This window comes from Hymenobacter sp. 15J16-1T3B, assembly GCF_020711235.1.
Lineage (GTDB): Bacteria > Bacteroidota > Bacteroidia > Cytophagales > Hymenobacteraceae > Solirubrum.
In genome coordinates, this window is the sequence record NZ_JAJFAV010000010.1 from 125,404 (window position 1) to 144,548 (window position 19,145).

Here is a 19,145-nt window from a genome sequence, read left to right on the forward strand (position 1 = left end):
GCCGCTTAGATGTCGCTGAAGGTGATGCCGAAGCTCACGTTCTGCGCTTTGGGGCCGCGGTCGGCCTTGAACACGTCGTTCAGGTTGTACTTCACGAAGAGGTCGAAGCCCTTCACGCCGAGGCTGCCGGAGAGGCCGTACTGGAAGTCCTCCAGGTTGTAGCTGCCGCGGTCCTTGTCCTTGTGGGTGCGGCCGTCTTGCTCGTACTTCAGCTTGGTGTGCGCCCCGATGCGGTAGCCGGCGAAGCCGCCCGCCCCAATGCGGAACACTTCGTCGTGGTCCTTGTCGCGGAACTTCAGGGTGAAGCCCACCGGCAGGTTCAGCGTCGTGACGGCCAGCTTGCTCTTTTCGAGGTTGCGCACGTCGTCCTTCACGATGTCGGTGCGGCCCGCCGCGTCGTTGGCGGCGAAGTAGCGGCTGCCCTCCAGCATGTAGTTGTTGAAGGCGACTTCCGGGCCGAGGTGGAAGTAGAGCGGGCTGTTGCGACCGGTGCGGGCCCAGAACTTCCAGTTCAGCGCCACGTAGCGGGAGCCCCAGGTGCGCAAGTCGTAGGGCTGCGCGGTGCCGCCGGGGGCGTAGGTTTTCTTGTTCACCAGCGCGTTCAGGCCCAGGTCCACGCCGAAATCGGTGCCGGTGAGCTTGTTGCGCCGGGCCTCGCGCTTGGCGTGCTTCACCGAGTCGGACTTGGCGTCGCTGTTGATGCTCACCTTCACGTTGTCGCCGTTGGCGTCTTCGCTGTTTTCGACCACCACGCCCAGCTTCTTGTTCATGAACACCTCCACGCGGTCGGCGTTGGGCTTGGTGCCGCGCACCGTCACGCGCACTTGCTCGGGGGCGGCGGTGCTGCCGGGCTTGTCCTTGGCCGGGTAAAACTCCATGGTCACCTGCCCATTGCTGCCCTTGCGCCCGGCCGACTCGGCCTGGGTGATGTAGGCGTCGAGCAAGGTCATCAGCGAGTCGAGCTTGTAGTTTTTCAGCTCGCGCAGCTGTTGCTTGTTGCGGGCCACGATGGTCATCGACACCTGGTTGGGCAGTTTCACCATGATGGTGTCGTCGTTGCCGGGCACGCGGGCCAGGCTGCCGGCCGAGGCGAAGGAGCTGGAGAGCAGCAGGCCGGAAAGAGCAGCGAAAAAGGAAGCGGGTTTCATAGTCGGTAGAGAAAGTCAGGGAGAAGGAAGGAGCGGGGCGCCGTGGGGCGCGAGCAACTAGAGAGAAATCGTCTTGGTGAGGGTGTGGCCGGCCACGCGGGCCTGCACGGTCAGGGCGGGGTTGGCCGGCAGCCCGACTTCGGCCAGGTTGGGTTTTTCGCCCTGGGCCAGGCGCCGCATCTGGCGCAGCACGCCTCGCACGCTGGGCCGCGTCCGGCCCGGGGCGTTTTGGTCGGCGTCGGCCGCGGCCAGGGCCACGGCTTGGTCCGGGTGCTGGCGCACTTCCACTTCGATGGCGCCGGCCGGTAGGCCCCCAGGAGCCCCGGCCGGGGCGGCAGGCGTCAGGGAAGCGGCGGGGGCCGGTTGCGGCGCCGGTTGCGCGGCCACGGCTTGGTGCAAGTCAGCTACGGAAGGCTCGTCGGCGGGCTGGAAAACCGGTTTTTCCGGCCCGGCCGAGGTCCGGGGCGCTGCAGCGCGCTCGGTGCGGGCCAGTAGTTGCTGCGGTTGATGGGTAGATGCGGAGCGGGTGTTGACCGTTGCCTGGCGAGCGGCCGATGTTGCAAAATTTTCGGCGGCCGGGTTGGGTTCGGCCGGGGCCACCACGGCGGCGGTTGCGGCAGCCTTGTTCGAAACCGATTCGCGGCCGAAATCAGCGGCGGGCGTGCTCAGCGGCGCCGTTTCGGCGGGCGAGGCGCTTTCGTCGCCGCGGCCCAGGCCCGAGCTGGCCGGGGTAGTGGTTGTGGCCAGGGTGCCGGCGGCCGGAGCGCCGGGGGCGCCGAGCCGGCCTTGCCAGACCAGCCAGCCGCCGCCGGCTACCAGCAGCAGGGCCACGGCAGCGGCCACGGCATACATCCAAAAGCCGCCGCGGCGCTTCTGTTCCTCGGGTTCCAGCTGCTCCTGCAGGTCGTACCACAGCGAGGGCGGGGGCGGGGTGGCGTGCTGCTCGAGCTTGGCGCGAAACAGCTTATCAATATCTTCCGGTTGCATGGTGCGTCGAGGTGGAGTGGGTGGATGGAAGGGCCGAAGCCGAGGCGGCTTCGAGGCGGCGCTGCAGCATGGCGCGGGCCTTGCTGAGCTGGGACTTGCTGGTGCCCTCCGAGATGCCCAGCATTTCGCTGATTTCGGGGTGGGTGTAGCCTTCGATGGCGTACAGGTTGAACACGGTGCGGTAACCGGCCGGCAGCTCGCTCAGCAGCTGCATTAGGTCGGCCGCGGCCAGGTCGCTTTCGGCCGTGGCCTGGGTCGAGGGTACGTCGGTGACCATGTCGTCGATGGCCAGGTGCAGCGGCTCTTTCTTGCGCAGCTGCCCGAGGGCTTCGTTGACCATGATGCGCCGGATCCAGCCCTCAAACGAGCCTTCGTGGCGGTACTGCTCCAGGGCCCGAAACACTTTTACGAAGCCCGTGAGCATGGCCTCTTCGGCGTCGGCGCGCTGGCGCAGGTAGCGCAGGCACACCGTCAGCATCAGCCCGGCGAAGCGCTCATAGAGCAGCTTCTGCGCCCGGACGCTGCCTTGCCGGCAGGCACTGATGAGTTCGACTTCGTTCACAGCTCAGAGGGTAGGAGTGGGGCAGTAGCAGGGTGTTTGAAGCGCTAGATGGAGCAGCCGTGGCCGGCGTTGCCCGGGGGCAAAAAAATATTTCGCCGCGGCCCGGAATGGTCGTTGATGCCGCAAAATACGGCTCCTGCGGGCCCCACGCACTCCGCCCCGCCCGCGGGCAACAGCCAACGGGCGGGGCGGCGCAGTAAGCCAGAGTGAGACAACGGGGCTAGCCCGTGCGGTCCGGCCAGCCGGCCCGGGCCAGCAGCAGGTCGGTGGCCTGGCCGTAGTGCTGGTAAGCGCCCCAGGTCGAGCCGTAGCGGCGAATTTGCTGCCGGGCTTCGGCAATGGCTTCGCCCAGCGGGCAGGGCTCCACCGGAAGCGTGGCGGCGTCGGGCAGGGCCAGCACCTTTTGCGCCGACAAGCCCACCAGCGCCCGGGCGTAAAACTCCTGGGCAAACCGCTGGGCCTGCTCGTCGCTGACGGGCCAGCCGGTGCCGAGGTAGTTGCGCACGCCCCGCTCGAAAAACGCCTCCGCAATGCCGGCGAAGTGGCGGTTGAAGTCCTCGGCGGCGGGCTGGGGGCCGCCCGGGCGGATGGTGGCCGAAAAGCAGGCGTTGGCAAACACCAGCCGCGGCACCCGCCGGGCCCGGAATATCTCGCGGGCCGAGAGGCACAGGTTCTGCCCAAACACCCAGCCGCCGCGGTTCGGGGCTTCGGGGTTGAACACGCCGTGGCCGGCGAAGTGCACCACGTCGAAGTTGCCGTTCAGAATCAGCGCCAGGATTTCCAGCGGGTCGCACTCCGCGTCGCCGATGCGCTCCACCACGTCCAGGTCGAGGCGCCAGAGCTGCTTGATGCGGCTCAGAATCTGCACCACGGCCCGGCCTTCGCGGCGGGCGCCGGGCAGCTGCAGCGCCGGCTCGGGGGCCGGGTCGGCCACCACCAGCACCCGCAGGCTGTGGTTGAGCGGGGGCGAGATGCCCGGCTTGGGGGAGAGCATGGTGCGAAACTGCCGCGTCAGCTGCAGCTGCGGGCCGAAGTAGTCCATCTTGCGGCCGTGGTTGGGCGTGTAGCAGGCCATTTCCCAGGGCAGCGCGGCCGTTTCGCGGTCCAGAATCAGCGTCAGCGGCTTGTCGAGCAGTTCCTGGAAGTCGGCCGGAAACAGGGTGGTCATCATCAGCTGCCCGTAGGTTTCCTGCTCCTCGCGCGTGACGGCGTCCATGAGCCGGGTGGTCAGGCCGTCGGGGAAAAACGGCTGGATATCCACCTCGCGCACCGGAATGACGGCCCCGTTGGTCATGGCCGAAAACCGAAAATGCTCCCCGTCGCGCTCGATGGTGATGCGCGGCCCCGCTGGAGCGGGCCCACCGGCGGCCGCGGCCGGGGCGGGCGGCACCGGGGGCAGGTCGCCGGCTTCGGCCGCCACCAGGCGCAGGCGCAGGTTGTCGAGGGGGCAGTCCTGCTCGTAGGCCGTCAGCAGCGCGCGCAACTTGTGGTACTGCTCCGGGCTGCGGGCCACCAGCGTCAGGGCGGGCGCGGTGGCCGAGAGGTCCTGCTCGTCGAGGCGTTGCAGCGCGTCGCCGATGCCGGCCAGCAGGCTCAGCACGGCGCGCTCCTCACTCATGGTGCCCGCCTGCGAGCCAATCAGCGTCATGGCAAAGCGGTGAAAGCCGAGCGTGGCCTGGGCGTAGGCCACGTTGGTGGTCAGGTAGCGCAGGTCGTGGTGGGTGAAGCGGCCCTCCTCGCCCATGCCCACCAGCAGCAGCAACTGGGCTTCCAGGCGGTCCTGCCCGGTGGGCACAAACGTAATCTGGCCCAGCTCGCCGCCGAGCATGGCGTGGTCGTTAGCCTTGCTGATCCAGTGGTCCAGGGCCTGGTCGAGCTGGGCCAGGCGCCGCGTGGGCGGGGCGCCCTTGTAGTAGCCGGCCACCAGCAGCGGGGTCTTCACGGTGGTGATGGATTGGCAGGTGAGGGTGATGCGCAGCTGGCGCACGGCCGCGGCGGGCGGCACGCGGTCGGGCAAGGGCTGCTCCAGGCGCTGGGTGGGGTAGTCCTCGCCCGCCGCCGCCCGCGCCAGGGCGTCTTCCACCACCAGCCGGTCGGCCGCCGAGAGGTTGCCTTCGCTGAGGCTGCGCGCCAGCCGCTCCAGCTTGGTACCCACCAGGTCCTCGCCGATGGGCCGGTGCCACTGCCGGTCGGTAGCGCCGCCGGCCCGCGTAATAAGTGCCTGCCGCGGCAGCGTGCCGGTGCTCCCGTGCGCCAGCAGGTCGAGCACGGCCTTAAGCACCCGCTCGTTGCGCGGCAAGCGGCCGTGGTCCTCGTCGATGTAGTAGGCGGGCACGCCCGGGAGCAGGCCCAGCTCAAACGGCACGCGGCCGTCTCCCTTCAGCGTTTCGCGGTAGCGGAATTCGCCCGGGGCCAGCACCTCCAGGCCCGAAAGCGTGCGGCGGTTGCAGCCGGCCACGTAGCTCATACGCTCCGCGTCGGCAGTGGCCGCGTCGGTGCGCAGCGCCTCGTGGCTCTGGGCGGCCCGGGCCAGGTGCGCGGCCAGCACCGGAAAATTGCCCCAGGTGCCCACTTGGTACAGGGCCTGCAGTTCGGCGGGCAGCTGGGCCGGGGCCGGCAGGAGCTGGTACGTGCCGGCAAAGGTGTTGAGGGTGGCCAGCACTTCCGGCAGCGCGTTTTTCAGGTCCAGCTTGGCCAGCCAGCGCACCAGCTTGTCGGTGCCGGTCAGGGCCTGCGCGATGGAGAACGAGCCGTAGTTGGGCGTGCCGAGCATGACGAGCCGGCCGCCGCTGCCGTCGCCGCGCAGGCGGCCCCACAGCTCGGGGTGGCGGTGAATGAAGTGCCGCGCCACCAGCCCGCCCATGGAATGCGCCACGAAGTGCACCGGCTGCTTGGTGCCCAGCAAGCTCTCGATCAGCGGCACCAACGCGTCGGCGGCCTGCTCCAGCGGCTGGCGCCAATCGTAGGCAACCGGGTGCACCTGCCATTCGGCGCCCAGCACGAGCACGGCGCGCGTGTAGGTGCGCTTGTCCAGCAGCCCGGCCCGGAGGCCGCCAGCGTCCGCCGTCCCCAGCCGCAGTGCATCGACGCCGTGCCGGGCTAGGTGCAGCAGGTTGATCCACACCGGGGCGCCTGCCGCGCTATCCAGCGACGAGCCCATGAGGCCGGGCAGCAGCAGCACGTGCCCGCGCGGGGCCTCCGGGCGGCGCGAGTGGCTTTGCCCGGCCAGCTGCCGCAGCAACGCCAGCTCTTCCTCACCGAAAAAATCCTGCAGGGCGGCTTCGGCGGGCGTGGTGGCCCCGCCGCGCGTGGGCGGCTGCTGCAGGTGCTGCAGCAGCTCGGGCCAGTCCATCGCGCCGATGACGCTCGGCGCCGCGTCGGCCGGCTCGAAGGGCTGCGCGGGCCGCGGCGGGCGGGGGGGCTTGGCGGCTGGGGCCGGGGTCGGGCGGTTTTTTTTGGGCGAGTTGCTCATGGCGGTACGGATCAGGCGGCCCATGCTGCGCGCGGCCCCGGGATGGGAGGCGCCAACGCAACGCGGCCCGCCGCCCGGTGGGGCAGCGGGCCGCGCGGGGCTTACTTCGAGGCGGCGGGTCGCCGCTTGGCGGGCACCGCGGCGGGCTGCAGCAGCCGGGCCGTGCGGGCCGCCGGAGCGCAATCCAGCGTAGGGTTTTGGCGCGGGTCGGCTCCGAAGGCCTGCCGAACCAAGTTCTGGAAGGCCAGGTGCGACACCTCGGCCGCGTCGGGGGCGAGCAGCAGGGTCGTCGCGCGGCGGGTAAAGTCGCCGCTGCCGTCGGTTTCGTAGGCTAGCTCGCTGGCCCGGCAGGCCGTGAACGTGACCTCGCGCATGGCGGCCGGCCCGCGGCTGGCGGCCGCCGAACGGGTAGCGTGGGCTGCGCGGAAAGCGCGGTGGGCGTCGGCCATTTGCGCCGTGCGCGGGATGTAGCGCACGCGCTGGTTGGGCGTCGGCGTGGTGTGGGCCGGCGTCATGCCCAGCATGCGGGTGATGGTGCCCGAGTGGCAGCAGTCGAAAAAGCAGGTGAGGTTCACGCCGGCCGGCAGCGCGTCGAACAGCTGGCGCAGGTCGTCGTCGAGCAGGTAGGCGCCGGCGTCGTAGTCGTAGGGGCACAGGGCCTCGTCCACGCCGTCGAGCTCGTCGCCGTCCAGGTCGGGCAGGGTGGTGCCGTGGCCGGAGTATTGCAGCACCAGCACGTCGCCGGCCTTGCTGCCCGCAATGAGCTGGTGCACAGCCTGCAGAATGCCCGCCCGGGTGGCGTGCTCGTTGAGCAGCGTCTCGGTCTTGAAGCCGCGCTGACTCAGCGTTGCGGCCCAGGCGTTGGCGTCGGCCACGCAGCCCAGCAGCGGGGCGCTGGCGTACGCGTCGATGCCGATGCAGAGGGCGCGCCGCCGGCCCTTGCGGCGGCTAGTCGTGGGCGGGGGCGCGGCGGCGGCCTGCGCCAAGCGGGTGATGTCCGCCCCTTTGGGCGCCTGCGCTTCGGCCTGCAGGTGGGCCAGCAGCACCAGCGGCTCGGGCAGGGCCACCGGCTCGTGCCAAATGTCGGGCGCCCCCACGGCGCGGGTGCGCGGGAACGGGGTCGTCGGCTCGGTGCCGAGCACCCGGCGCAGCACGCTATCCATGGTGGCCGGGTCGTTGTCGAAGTCACCGTGGGCGCGGGCGGTGCTGGAGCTGCGGCCGGTCGGCTCCTCGGTGCTCGACCACACCACCTCGGCCGCGCCCGCGCCCGCCCCGTCGAGGCCCAGCGCCTGGCGCAGCGCGGCGTCGGCGCGCAGCGAGATTTCCAGGCCCAGCAGCGGCTCGTGCGGGGCCGTTTCCAGCGCGTTCGACACGAGATAGAGCAAGGACTTGCGGTACACGTAGGCGCACTGGTCGGCCTGCTCCAGCTGGTCGTGCATGGTAAACACGGTCAGCGCGTCGATGCCCTGGCGCAGGCGCGGCAGCAGGCGCTGCTTGAAGGCGTCGGTGCGAATGGCCGGGGCTAGTAGGTGCAGGCTGCGGAAAGCGGGCACGCCCAGCTCCAGGGCCTGGGGCACGAAGTAGGAGTGGAAAATGGAGCCGGCGCTGTGGCCCACCGCGTGCAGCTCCAGGCGCCCGGCGGCCAGCTCGGCGGCGTGGCGCTGGCAGAAGGCTGCCAGCTGCTCGGCGGCCAGCCGGCCGCCGCCGGTGGCGTCGTGGGCCCATTCGGCGCTGTCCTTCATGTTTTTCCAGAGCTGCCCGCCCAGCGGCCCCACGGCTTTTTCGACGAGGCGGTCCGTCACGTCGCTCACGCCCCGGGCCAGCTCCCGCGAGCCGGCCCCGCGAATCAGCGCCCCCAGCGTGCCCGTGAGCCCGGTTTCCCACACGAAGTACACCGGGTACACGTGGTTGGCCAGCCACCACGGCAGGGAGCCCAGCGCCCCCTTCAGCCCCGCCTGCTCCGACACTAGGCCGCCGTGGGCGAAAAACAGCACCCGCAGCGGCCGCCCCGCCGCGGTGGCCGCGGCTAGGTGCTGCTCCAAGTGCTCGTTGAAAATGGCTTCCACGTCGCGGCGGGCCGTCTGGTAAGCCCCGCCGGCCGAGAGCTGGCCCTGGTCGAGGTTGATGACGTGGGGCCGCAGCCGCTTTTTGTCGGCCGCCGACAGGGGCCGCGGCAGCAGCTCGCGGCTGGTGCCTTCGGGGGCGGTGAGCTGCTGCAGCTCCACGGTGCTCATGCCTTCCTCGGCGGGTTCGGCGGCGGCTTCGCTCAGGCCGCGGGCGGCACGGGCCGCGATGGGCACGGCCAGCAGGGCCCGCAGCCCGTCCTCCACGCGCTGGGCGTCGGGCGCGGGGCCGGGGCGCAGGCTGCGGGCGTTCAGCTTGGCCCGGATTTTCTTGACCTCGGCCACGGTCCGGTCGTAGTCGATGCCGCTGCCCGGGCAGGTTTTGGCCGACATCTGGTTGTGGAAATGCAGCGCGTCGGCCGGCAAATCGAAGCGGCGCTGCACGTGGGCAATGACCTGCAGCACCGTGTCGCGCTGCGGGCCGTCGAAGGGGTCCTTGCCGTGGTCGAAGTCCCCGATCATCTCGAACATAAACGGCCCCGCCACGGCGTTGCCGTTGTGCCCGGTGGCGCTGGCCGGGGCTAGGTTCCAGTTGCGGCCGGTCCAGATGGTGCCGTCCGGCGCGATGGTGATGTGCTGGGCAATGTCGGACCAGCCGTTTTGCTGGGTGTGAAAGCGCCACATGGCCTCGATGCTCGCCAGCCCGCGGTACTGGGCGCGGTTGGGCCGCCAGGTGTGGTGCATGTGCACCGTCCGGATCTGGCGGGTGAAAGGGAACCGGTCGAGAATGGCAACAAACTCGGCCAAGGACAACTGCCGGAAAACGCGTGCTGGCATCAGGATAACGGATTAGAGTGGGAAATAATGCCGCAGGGGGCCGCCTGCCGGGGAAAGTTATAGGTATATAGTATAAATAAAAATAATTTTAATTCAATATATGGCGAGTTTGTAACAAAACAAAGCCGCTTCTCTGCCGTCATGGGACAACAGGGAAGCGGCGGCAGAACCGACCGGGCCGTAACTAGTAATTGCCGACCGACAACATCACCAGCGTGCAGGCTTCGATGGTTTGGATGCCTTGCTCTCGGGCCTTGCGCTCCAGCTCGTAGTTCTCGGTGCCGGGGTTGAAGATGATGCGCTTGGGCTTCAGGTCGAGGATGTAGTCGTACCAGGCCGGCTGGTTTTGCGGGCCCACGTACAAGGTCACGGTGTCGACGCTGTTGACCTCGGGCTTGTCCACGTGGATGTCGAGGCCGGCCACCTGGCCCTTGCGGATGCCTACCGGCACCACCTCGTGCCCGTAGCTTTTAAGCCGGTTGACGGCCTGAAATGAGTAGCGGGCCGGATTGTCGGAGGCGCCGATGACGACGGTTTTTTTGCTAGGCATTGCGTTGGCGGATGACGATTCAAGAAGGCTATTCTACGAAATGCCCGGGCAAATGGCCGTCGGTGCGCGGGGACTGGGCGCCTAGGCCTGCGCCGGGGCCGCGCTCAGGCGCGCCAACGACCACGCGCCCACGGCCATAACTGCGTCGCGCACGGCCACGTCGTAGTAGTGGCCCCCGGCCAGCAAGGAGGCCGCAATCAGCAACAGCCAGGCCATGACCACCCAGGCACCTACCCGGGGCCGCAGCAGCACCAGCAGCCCGGCGGCAATTTCGATCAGGCCCACCAGGTGCATAAACGCGCCCGCCGACACGGGCAGCAGCCGGGTTAGTGCCGGGGTGAGGTAGGCGGTCCAGTCGGTGAGCAGGTTCGTAAACTTGTCGAGGCCGGCGACGATGGGCACCAGCCCGTAGGTGAGGCGCAGCACTTGGGGCACGGAGGCCGACAGCGCGGCGGGGCGGGAAAGCTCGATCTGGGTTTGCATGGTCGTAAAGAGTTAGGGTGAGCAACTGCGTTCGACCATTGGATGCAGCTGCCCCTGCTTGGTTACAGTCATAATCAGTGGGGCAGAAGTGTAACCTTTCGGGGCGGGCCGCATCCAAGTAGCAGCCGCCCCCCTTCACGCCCCTTTGCCATGCCCCCGTCCAGCCTGCCCTACGCCCCGTTGTCTGACCTGGAAGTCGTGCAGCGGGTGCTGAACGGCGAAAAACAGCTGTACGAACTGCTGCTGCGTCGCCACAACCAGCGCCTGTACCGCATCGGGCTGGCCCTGCTCCACGACGCGGAAGCGGTGGAGGAGGCCATGCAGGTCACTTGGGTAAAAGCCTACGAGCAACTGGCTAGCTTCGCGGGCCGGGCCAGCTTTGCCACTTGGCTTACCCGCATCCTGCTCAACGAATGCCTGGGGCGGTTGCGGCGGCAGCAGCGCGCCGCCTCGCTCGACGAGTACGCCGAGGCCGATTTGCCCTCGGCCGATGGCGCAACGCCCCTGCAGCTGGTGCTGAACGATGAGCTGCGCGACGCCCTGGAACACGCCGTACAGGCCCTGCCCGACGCCTACCGCAGCGTGTTCGTGCTGCGCGCCGTGGAAGGCCTGAGCGTGGGCGAAACGGCCGAGTACCTGGGCCTGACGGAAACCAACGTGAAAGCGCGCCTGAGCCGGGCCCGCGAGCGGCTGCGCCACCACCTGCTCCGCTTCGACCCGCAACGCACGTTCACCTACCTCGGCCCGCGCTGCGACGGCATGGTGCAGCGCGTCTGGCAGGCCCTGGTGTGGTAGCTACGCCCGCAGCTGTGCCAGCGCCGCCTCGGCGCACCGCTCCCCGTCCATGGCCGCCGACACGATGCCGCCGGCAAAGCCCGCGCCCTCGCCGCAGGGAAACAGCCCGCGTACCTCGGGGTGCTCCAGCGTGGCCGCGTCGCGCGGGATGCGCACGGGGGCCGACGTGCGGCTTTCCACGCCCACAATCTGCGCGCCGTTCGTGGTGAAGCCCGGAATCTTGCGCCCGAAGGCGCGGAAACCCTGCCGCAGGCGGTCGGCCAGCACCGGCCCCAGCACCTCGTCCATGGGCACCGACACCAGGCCGGGCTGGTAGGAGGTTTCGAGCAGGCTGCGCGAGGTTTTTTTCTGCACGAAGTCGCCCAGCAGCTGGGCCGGGGCCAGCTGCGTGCCGCCCGCCAGCTGGCAGGCCCGCTGCTCGATTTCCTGCTGCAGGCGCAGGCCGGCCAGTACGCCGCCGCGCTTGAGGTTCATGTCCTCCGGCTCGATGGCCACCACGATGCCCGAGTTGGCAAAGCGCGAGTCGCGCCGGCTCGGGCTCATGCCGTTGACCACCACTTCGCCGGGCGCCGTGGCCGCGGGCACGATAAAGCCGCCCGGGCACATGCAAAACGAAAACACCCCGCGCTGCCCGCCAGGCCCGTCCGACTGCTGCACCAGCGCGTACGACGCGGCCGGCAGCTGCCCGCGGTCGGCGCGGTGGTACTGGGCCTGGTCGATGAGCGTCTGTGGGTGCTCCACGCGCACGCCGAGGGCAAAAGGCTTGGCCTCAATGCGCACCCGGCGGCGCAGCAGCAGCTCGTAAATGTCGCGCGCCGAATGGCCGGTGGCCAGAATTACCGCGTCCCCGAGGATTTCCTGGCCCTGCCCGGTCACCACGCCGCGGATGCGGCCGTCGGCGAGCAGCAAATCGTCTACGCGGGTATCAAACAGCACCTCGCCGCCGTGGTCGAGGATGCTCTGGCGCAGGGCCTGCACCACGTAAGGCAGCTTGTTGGTGCCGATGTGCGGGTGCGCGTCGACCAGGATTTCCGGGGTGGCGCCGTGCTGCACTAGCAGGCGCAGCACCCGCTGCACGTCGCCGCGCTTTTTGGAGCGGGTGTAGAGTTTGCCGTCGGAGTAGGTGCCCGCGCCGCCCTCGCCGAAGCAGTAGTTGGAGTCGGGGTTGACGAGGTGCTCCTTATTAAGGGCGGCCAGGTCGCGGCGGCGGGTGCGCACGTCCTTGCCGCGCTCCAGCACCACGGGTTTCAAGCCCAGCTCGATGCAGCGTAACGCCGCAAACAGCCCCGCCGGACCCGCGCCCACGATAACCACGCGCCGGGCGGCCCGGCTCACGTCCTGGTACTGCACCCAGGGCCCAAACAGCTCCCGCGGCGGGGGCGTCTGGTACACGTCGGCGCGCAGGCGCACACCCACGTTGCGCCCACGGGCGTCGATGCTGCGGCGCAGCAAGTGAACAAAATCGGCTTGGCCGGGCTTCAGGCCGGCGGCATCCAAGAGGGCCCGGTAGCGGGCCAGTTCGTCGTAGGCCTCGGCGGGCGAGAGGACGATTTCAACTTCGCGTTTTTGCATCAGCAGAGGCGGCGGGGAGTTGGGCCCGCAAGCCGGTAGGGTAGAGGTCAGACGGCAAAGATACGGCGAATGGTTCCTTGACCTACTGCGGCCCGCCCTACAGGTAAAAGACCTCGGCGGTGGCCCGGGCGCCCAAACGCAACGGCAACACGCTCGTGCCAATGCCTCGCGAAACGAACAGCGGGGGCAGTTGCTCGGCGTACCAGCCGCGGACGTAGCGTCCGCTGCCGGGTGGACGCAGCGGTGCGAAGCCCAACAAGTTGACCTGGCCGCCGTGGGTGTGGCCGCTCAAGATCAAGTCGATGGGCGGCTGCGCTTGGTAAGACGCCCGGATGGTGTCGGCGTGCTCGGGGCAGTGGGTAAGGACCAAATGCCGGTCAGCCGGTTGAAACGACTGCAGGGCCCGCTCGTAATCAGGCCGGCCGCCCAGCAGGTCGTCCAAGCCGGTAATGGCGACGGTATGGCGGCCCAGCGGCAGCGTCACCGACTCGTTCACCAAAAGGCGGCCGCCGTGCGCGGCGTAGAGCCGGGCCAGGGCCCGCGGGTCGACGCGGCCCCAGTATTCCCAGTTGCCCAGCACCGCTATTTTGGGCGTGGCCGCGGGCAGCAGCCCCAGCAGGTGCGCCAGCTCCGGTAGCTTGTCGGCACGGTCGACAGCGTCGCCGGTAAACAGAATCAGGTCCGGCTGCAGAGCCGATAATTCCCGGCACAAGGCCCGCAAGCCGGCATGCACGCGCTGCAGGTGCAGATCGGCCAGCTGCACCACCCGCAGCCCCAGCTTTGGTCCCGCGTTTTGGGGCAACTCGTGGCCATCGATGCCGATGCAGAGCCGTTCGAACCCGACGCCATCGGCCAGCACGCCGCCGGCTGCTAAGCCCAGGCCCGACCGCAGAAAAGAGCGCCGCGTTACGTGCATGTTTCCCGTCGACAAAGTGGGTAGCGGGATAAAAAAGAAAGCGCCCCGCAACCGGAGCGCTCAAGATCAAAATAGGACGGCAAGCTGCTTTACACCGCGCCGGCGTTGCGCGAAGCCGTCTGCTTGCGGCTCTGGTAGTACAGCGTCAGCCGCTCGTAGTACTTGTTGGCGCCCTGGTTTTGCACGTCGTAGCGCTGGGCTATTTGGAAGTAGCGGTGCGCGGCGGCCGGGTCGCCCTGCTCGGTGAGACAGGCGCTGAAGCCGTAGTACACGTTGGCGTTGGTCGAATCCAGCAGCCAGGCCTGGTTGAAGCGCTTGATGCTGGTGGTCAGGTCGCTGGAGTAAAAGTGGCTCCAGCCCTCCGATACCGAGCTTTCCGAGGCCGCGCGGCGGTCCTGCCGGTACTGCTTCAAGGACTGGGCAATGAACTCCTGGTCGAGCTTGCGCAGGGTTTTGGACTTGGCCACGCCGCCGTACCGGGGCAGGGTGTTGAGCGGGGCCGGGCCGCTCTGGGTGCCGCTAGCAAGGGAAACGGTCAGCGAAAAAGCGGCCAGGGGCAGGGCGATAAGCAAGCGTTTCATAGGCAGGCAGAACGGCGGACGGCGGGCTATCGGGTGCAATATAACGAAAGCGCCCGGGCAGTGGTATGCCCGGGCGCCTGCGCAGCGCAAAAATTAATGGGGTCGAACCACGGCTATTTCGTCCAGTACTTTGTCGACCCAGCTCTTGCCCCAGTCTTCAAACTCCTGCTCGCTCCAGAGCTGGGGGTAGAAAATGCGTTTCTGGAACTTCGGGGGCAGGTATTTGCGCCAGTTGGTGCCGCCGGTGGCGGGCACCGCGTCGCCGGCCTGCCGCTCCAGGTAGCGCACCGCCGACTTGTAGTGCATCAGCGGCCAGTTGATGTTCACGTTCACGTCGAGCTGCTTGAGCTGGCGCAGCAGGCGCGGGTGGCGGCGGTCCTCCTCGGGCAGGCGCTGCACCACGGCCCACACGTTGCGGTGGCGGAAGCGTGCGGCGTGGTCGAGCAGAGTCTGGTGATATTTGGCCTCGAACTGCTTCAGGGTAAGCGTCTTGGCGCCGTCGGTTTCCAGGGTGGCCCCGGCTTTCCAGTAGATGCAGCCCATCAGTTCCTCGTGGTTGTCCGACTCGCCGAGCAGGCGCTGCTGCTCCTTGTCGACGAGGTTGCCCAGATCCGTGGAGCTGATTTCGATCAGGCGGTATTGCACCGACTGAAAGCCCGAGGCCGGCATCAAGGACATGCGGAACTGCAGAAACTGCTGCCGGTCCATGCCGTCGACCATCACGTCGAACGAGTCGATCAGGTTTTCGAAGTAGCGGTTGATGCGGCCCAGGCGCAGCACCAACTCACCGAGGGCGGGCTGCTGCAGGTTGCCGATCTGTTCGTATTCCTCCAGGCAGAGCTTGAAGTACAGCTCCGTAATCTGGTGGTACATGATAAAGATTCGCTCGTCGGGAATCTTGGTGAGGGGCCGCTGCAGCGAGAGCAGCGTGTCCAGCTCGATGTAGTCCCAATAGTTGACGTAATCCGCGTGGTACAGGCCTTCGAGGTAGCCCGCCAGGTCCTGGCCGTCGGCGGCATACTTCTCCTGTAAGCGCCGCAGTTGGGTGAGGACCGCGGGCGAAAACTCTTCCTGGTTTGGCATGGAGGGGTGAGAGGAAGCGGGTAGGGGGTGGTGGGGGTGGGTGAGGGAAGTCACAAAGAACGAAAAAGAACAGAATATGCCACCGGCGCGGGCGGCTTTTGTATGGAGGATTGCCGGGAAGCCCGGGGCTGCCGGCCGGTTGGTCGAATATGCCGTTGGTTTTGCGGGGTGCGGCAGTACCTTTAGCGCGCTTTCATGCGAACTTCATGGCTGAGAAAAGCTCCATTTTTGATATGATCGGGCCGGTGATGATCGGGCCCAGCTCCTCGCACACGGCCGGGGTGGTGCGCATTGCGCGCGCCGCCATTCGGGTGCTCGGTTCGCTGCCCACCCACGCCACCATCACGTTCTACAACTCCTTTGCCCGCACCTACGAAGGCCACGGCTCCGACCGCGCCATCGTGGCCGGGCTGCTCGACTTTCCCACCGACGACACGCGCATCCGCGAGGCGTTTGAGCACGCCAAGGCGGCCGGGCTGCAGTACTCGTTTCAGGGCATCGGTAACGCCTCGACCATGCACCCGAACACCATCCGGCTGCAGCTGCGCGACGAACAAGCCGGCACCTCGGTCGACGTGGTGGGCCAAAGCCGGGGCGGCGGGGTGATTCGCATCGTGGAGGTCGACGGGTTTCCCTGCGACTTTTCGGCCGCGCTGCACACGCTCATCATCGACGCCGACGACGTGAAGGGCTCCATTGCCTTCATCGCCGACATCATCGCCCACGACGACTGCAACATTGCCACCATGAACGTGAGCCGGAAGGGCAAAAACCAGGTGGCGCGGCAGTTCATCGAAATGGACTCGCCCCTGACCGACATTTCCCTGCAGTACCTGCGCCACCTGCGCTGGGTGCACCAAGTGCGTTACATTCCCGCTATCGATTAAGCTTGCGGCCCGGCCGCCAACCCTCTATCATTGTCCGGGCGTTGGGGCCCCGAGCCGGGTTCCGGCCCGCGCCGCCCGTTGTCGTATCCCGCTGCCGAAATTGCCTACTCCCATGAAACAAACTGCTACCGTTCTCCCGCGCCGCCTGGCCTCCCTGGGGCTGCTGACGGCCCTGGCGCTGCCCGGCGTGGCCCAGGTCACGCCGCCCGTGGCTCCTCCCGCCGCCGCCGTGCCCCAAGCCGCCCCCTCGGGCCCGCTCACGCTGCAGCAGGCCGTCGAGTACGCCATCCAGAACAACCTGACGGTGCGTCAGTCGCAGCTACAGGCCGAGCTGAGCGAGGCCACGCTGCGCCAGACCCGCCTGAGCCAGCTGCCCACGGCCAACGCCAACGCCTCGCAGACCTGGAACTACGGCACCAACGTGGACCCGCTCACCTACACCTTTCAGAGCCAAACCACGCGGGCCAACAACTTCTCGGCCACCGCGGGCCTGAACATCTTCTCGGGCTTCCAGGTACGCAACAACATCAAGCGCTACGGGCTCGACTACCAAGCAGCCCTGCTCGACATCGACCAGGCCCGCAACGACCTCTCGCTGAACGTGGCCTCGGCCTACCTGCAGTATTTGCTGGGCGAGGAGCTGCTGCGCGCCGCCCAGCTGCGCATCAACACCGACCAGGCCCAGATTGACCGCACGCAGAAGCTGCTGCGCGCCGGAGCCGTGGCCGAGAGCAACCTGCTCGACGCCCAGGCCCAGCTGGCCTCCGACGAGGTGAGCGTGGTGACGGCCCAGAACCAGCGAGACCTGGCCCGCCTGCAGGTGGCCCAGCTGCTCAACCTCGACCAGGCCCGCACCAGCTCGCTCGCCCTGGTGGTGCCCCAGCTGCCCGACCCGGACGAGATGCCCGCCATGGACGCCGACGCCGACGGCACTTACCAGATTGCCCAGGGCACTCAGCCCCAAGTCAAGGCCGCCGACCTGCGCGTGCAAAGCGCCATGCGCGGCGAGGAAGTGGCCCGCGGCGCGTATTACCCGCGCCTGAGCTTCGGGGCCAGCATTTTTTCGGGCTACTCGTCGGCGCGCATTGCCCGCAAGCTCAGCAGCGACTCGACCATCGTGCCGTCGGGCTTCATCTACCAGATTGATCCGGTGACGCTGCAGCCCCGGCTGGTGCCGGGCGTGTTTGCCGGCATCAAGCAGCCGCGCTTCGAAACGCTGCCCGAGGGCTTCGGCTCGCAGGTGAAAAACAACCTGGGCAAGCAGCTGAGCTTCAACCTGACGATTCCCATCCTCAACGGCTGGCAGGCGCGCACCAACGTGCAGCGCTCGGTCATCGGGGTGAAGCAGGCCGAGGTGCGCGCCGAGCAGACGCGCCTGCAACTGCGCCAGACCATTCAGCAGGCCTACGCCGACGCGCTGGCCGCCCAGCGCCGCTACGCGGCCAACAGCCGGCAAGTGCAAGCGCTAACCACGGCCTACCGCAACGCCGAAATCCGCTTCAACAACGGCCTGCTCAACGGCACCGACTTCAACCAGGCTAAAAACAACCTGGCCGGGGCCGAGTCGTCGATGATTCAGGCCAAATACGAGTACATCTTCCGCCGCAAGGTGCTCGACTTCTACCAGGGCAAACCGCTCGACTTGTAATGTGCTGATGCGTTGGAAGGTGCGAATGTGCTAATGGTTGTTCTTGGACAGCATTAGCTCAGCAGCACCTTCCAACGCATCAGCACATTAACAAACCCATTCTGCACATTCCAAACACTGATATATGCGAAACAACCGCTTGTTGTTTATCCTGCTCGGCCTGTTGGTGGTCGTGATAGGCGGGGGCGTGGTGGCGAAGAAAAAGGGCTGGATCGGCAAGCCGACCGGCACGGAGGTGCTGACGGCCAAGGCGGCCGCGGCCAACATCGTGGAGAAGGTCAGCGCCTCGGGCAAGGTGCAGCCCGAAACGGAGGTGAAGATTTCCTCCGACGTGTCGGGCGAAATCGTGGAGCTGTACGTGCACGAGGGCGACTCCGTGCGCAAGGGCCAATTGCTGCTGCGCATCCGCCCCGATAACTACCAGGCCATGGTCAACCAGCAGTCGGCCATGGTGGGCACCCAGCAGGCCAACGTGGGCCAGAGCCAGGCCCGGCTGCAGCAGCTCATGGCCAACGCCAAGCAAACCGAGCTGACGTACCGCCGCAACGCTTCCCTCTACAAGCAAAAGGTGATTTCCCAGGCCGAGTACGAGCAGGCCAAAGCCGCCTACGACGCCTCGCAGGAGGAAATCAACTCGGCCCGCGCCTCCATTCGGGCGGCCCAGAGCTCGGTGCGCTCGGCCCAGGCCGGCCTCGACGAGGCCCGCAAAAACCTCAACAAAACCACCATCTACGCCCCGGTCAGCGGCACCATCTCCAAGCTCAACGTGGAGAAGGGCGAACGGGTGCTCGGCACCTCGCAGATGGCCGGCACCGAAATCATGCGCATTGCCAACCTGAACTCGATGGAGGTGCGCGTGAACGTGAACGAAAACGACGTGAGCAACGTGGACCTGGGCGACTCGGCCGACGTGGAAGTGGACGCCTACGCCTCGCGCAACATCAAGTTCCGCGGCATCGTGACCAGCATTGCCAACACGGCCAAGGACGCCCTGACGGCCGAAGCCGTGACCGAGTTTGAGGTGCGCGTGCGCCTGCTGCCCGAGTCGTACCGGCAGCTGGTGCGCACGGTGGGCGGCCGCACGGTGGTGCCCTTCCGCCCCGGCATGACGGCCTCCGTCGACATCATCACCGACCGCAAGAGCGGCACGCTGGCCGTGCCCCTGGCCGCCGTGACGACGCGCTCCGACAGCGCCTTTGCCAAGAACGACAAGTCCGAGGGCAGCGGCATCAAGGTGGGCCGCGGCCGCGGCGGCAACAGCGCCAGCGACGCCGACGCCAAGCCCAAGGGCGACATCGAGGAAGTCGTGTTCGTGGTGCGCGGCGGCAAAGCCGTGCTGACGCCCGTCAAGACCGGCATCAGCGACTTCGACCACATCGAAATCCTCTCGGGCGTGCAAGCCGGCGAGGAAGTGGTGAGCGGGCCGTTCCGGGCCGTGTCGAAAACCCTGAAGGACGGCGCCGTGGTGGTGGTGAAGGACGCTAAGTCCTTGGACCGCGCCGCCTTGAAGGAAGGCGAGGGCGACGACAAAGACTAAGCGGCCGCCGACAAGCCGCCGCGC

General features: G+C 67.8%; 15 protein-coding genes. 4 read left to right on the plus strand and 11 right to left on the minus strand.

Features of this window, described 5'->3' with window-relative positions:
* Nucleotides 1-5: 5 nt before the first annotated feature.
* From LJ737_RS17295 to LJ737_RS17325, 7 genes are all read right to left on the minus strand, one after another.
* Complete coding sequence (locus tag LJ737_RS17295; RefSeq protein WP_227767998.1) at nt 6-1,148, minus strand: outer membrane beta-barrel protein; 1,143 nt, start codon at nt 1,146-1,148, stop codon at nt 6-8.
* A 57-nt stretch (nt 1,149-1,205) separates the two neighbouring features.
* Entirely contained in the window at nt 1,206-2,135 is a 930-nt protein-coding gene (locus LJ737_RS17300; RefSeq protein WP_227767999.1) for a hypothetical protein, read from the minus strand.
* Nucleotides 2,116-2,697, minus strand: coding sequence for an RNA polymerase sigma factor (locus LJ737_RS17305; RefSeq protein ID WP_227768002.1), 582 nt, complete (start codon nt 2,695-2,697; stop codon nt 2,116-2,118). Before LJ737_RS17305 ends, LJ737_RS17300 begins: the two co-directional genes overlap by 20 nt.
* A gap of 220 nt (nt 2,698-2,917) precedes the next feature.
* Entirely contained in the window at nt 2,918-6,169 is a 3,252-nt protein-coding gene (locus tag LJ737_RS17310) for a CHAT domain-containing protein (RefSeq protein WP_227768003.1), read from the minus strand.
* Between the two features lie 101 nt (nt 6,170-6,270).
* Nucleotides 6,271-9,069: a caspase family protein gene (locus tag LJ737_RS17315; RefSeq protein WP_227768004.1), complete on the minus strand. Its 2,799-nt coding sequence runs from the start codon at nt 9,067-9,069 to the stop codon at nt 6,271-6,273.
* A gap of 184 nt (nt 9,070-9,253) precedes the next feature.
* Nucleotides 9,254-9,619 (minus strand): CoA-binding protein, encoded by a 366-nt coding sequence (locus LJ737_RS17320; RefSeq protein WP_227768005.1) that lies wholly within the window; start codon nt 9,617-9,619, stop codon nt 9,254-9,256.
* An 81-nt stretch (nt 9,620-9,700) separates the two neighbouring features.
* Entirely contained in the window at nt 9,701-10,102 is a 402-nt protein-coding gene (locus tag LJ737_RS17325; RefSeq protein WP_227768006.1) for a hypothetical protein, read from the minus strand.
* A 150-nt stretch (nt 10,103-10,252) separates the two neighbouring features.
* On the opposite strand from LJ737_RS17325, the gene LJ737_RS17330 reads away from it, so the two are divergent.
* Complete coding sequence (locus tag LJ737_RS17330; protein WP_227768007.1) at nt 10,253-10,897, plus strand: RNA polymerase sigma factor; 645 nt, start codon at nt 10,253-10,255, stop codon at nt 10,895-10,897.
* On the opposite strand, the gene LJ737_RS17335 is transcribed toward LJ737_RS17330, so the two are convergent.
* The 4 genes from LJ737_RS17335 to LJ737_RS17350 form a co-directional block, all read right to left on the minus strand.
* Complete coding sequence (locus tag LJ737_RS17335; RefSeq protein ID WP_227768008.1) at nt 10,898-12,469, minus strand: NAD(P)/FAD-dependent oxidoreductase; 1,572 nt, start codon at nt 12,467-12,469, stop codon at nt 10,898-10,900.
* 97 nt (nt 12,470-12,566) lie between these two features.
* Complete coding sequence (locus LJ737_RS17340) at nt 12,567-13,385, minus strand: metallophosphoesterase (RefSeq protein WP_227768009.1); 819 nt, start codon at nt 13,383-13,385, stop codon at nt 12,567-12,569.
* Between the two features lie 89 nt (nt 13,386-13,474).
* Entirely contained in the window at nt 13,475-13,966 is a 492-nt protein-coding gene (locus LJ737_RS17345) for a hypothetical protein (RefSeq protein ID WP_227768010.1), read from the minus strand.
* 93 nt (nt 13,967-14,059) lie between these two features.
* Nucleotides 14,060-15,049 (minus strand): tryptophan 2,3-dioxygenase family protein, encoded by a 990-nt coding sequence (locus tag LJ737_RS17350; RefSeq protein ID WP_227768011.1) that lies wholly within the window; start codon nt 15,047-15,049, stop codon nt 14,060-14,062.
* A 206-nt stretch (nt 15,050-15,255) separates the two neighbouring features.
* Here LJ737_RS17350 and sdaAB point away from each other — a divergent pair, with 206 nt between their 5' ends.
* From sdaAB to LJ737_RS17365, 3 genes are all read left to right on the plus strand, one after another.
* On the plus strand, nt 15,256-15,936 hold the full coding sequence (gene sdaAB, locus LJ737_RS17355) for an L-serine ammonia-lyase, iron-sulfur-dependent subunit beta (RefSeq protein ID WP_227768012.1): 681 nt from the start codon (nt 15,256-15,258) through the stop codon (nt 15,934-15,936).
* 112 nt (nt 15,937-16,048) lie between these two features.
* Nucleotides 16,049-17,584 (plus strand): TolC family protein, encoded by a 1,536-nt coding sequence (locus LJ737_RS17360; protein WP_227768013.1) that lies wholly within the window; start codon nt 16,049-16,051, stop codon nt 17,582-17,584.
* Between the two features lie 124 nt (nt 17,585-17,708).
* Nucleotides 17,709-19,121, plus strand: coding sequence for an efflux RND transporter periplasmic adaptor subunit (locus LJ737_RS17365; protein WP_227768014.1), 1,413 nt, complete (start codon nt 17,709-17,711; stop codon nt 19,119-19,121).
* Nucleotides 19,122-19,145 lie beyond the last annotated feature (24 nt).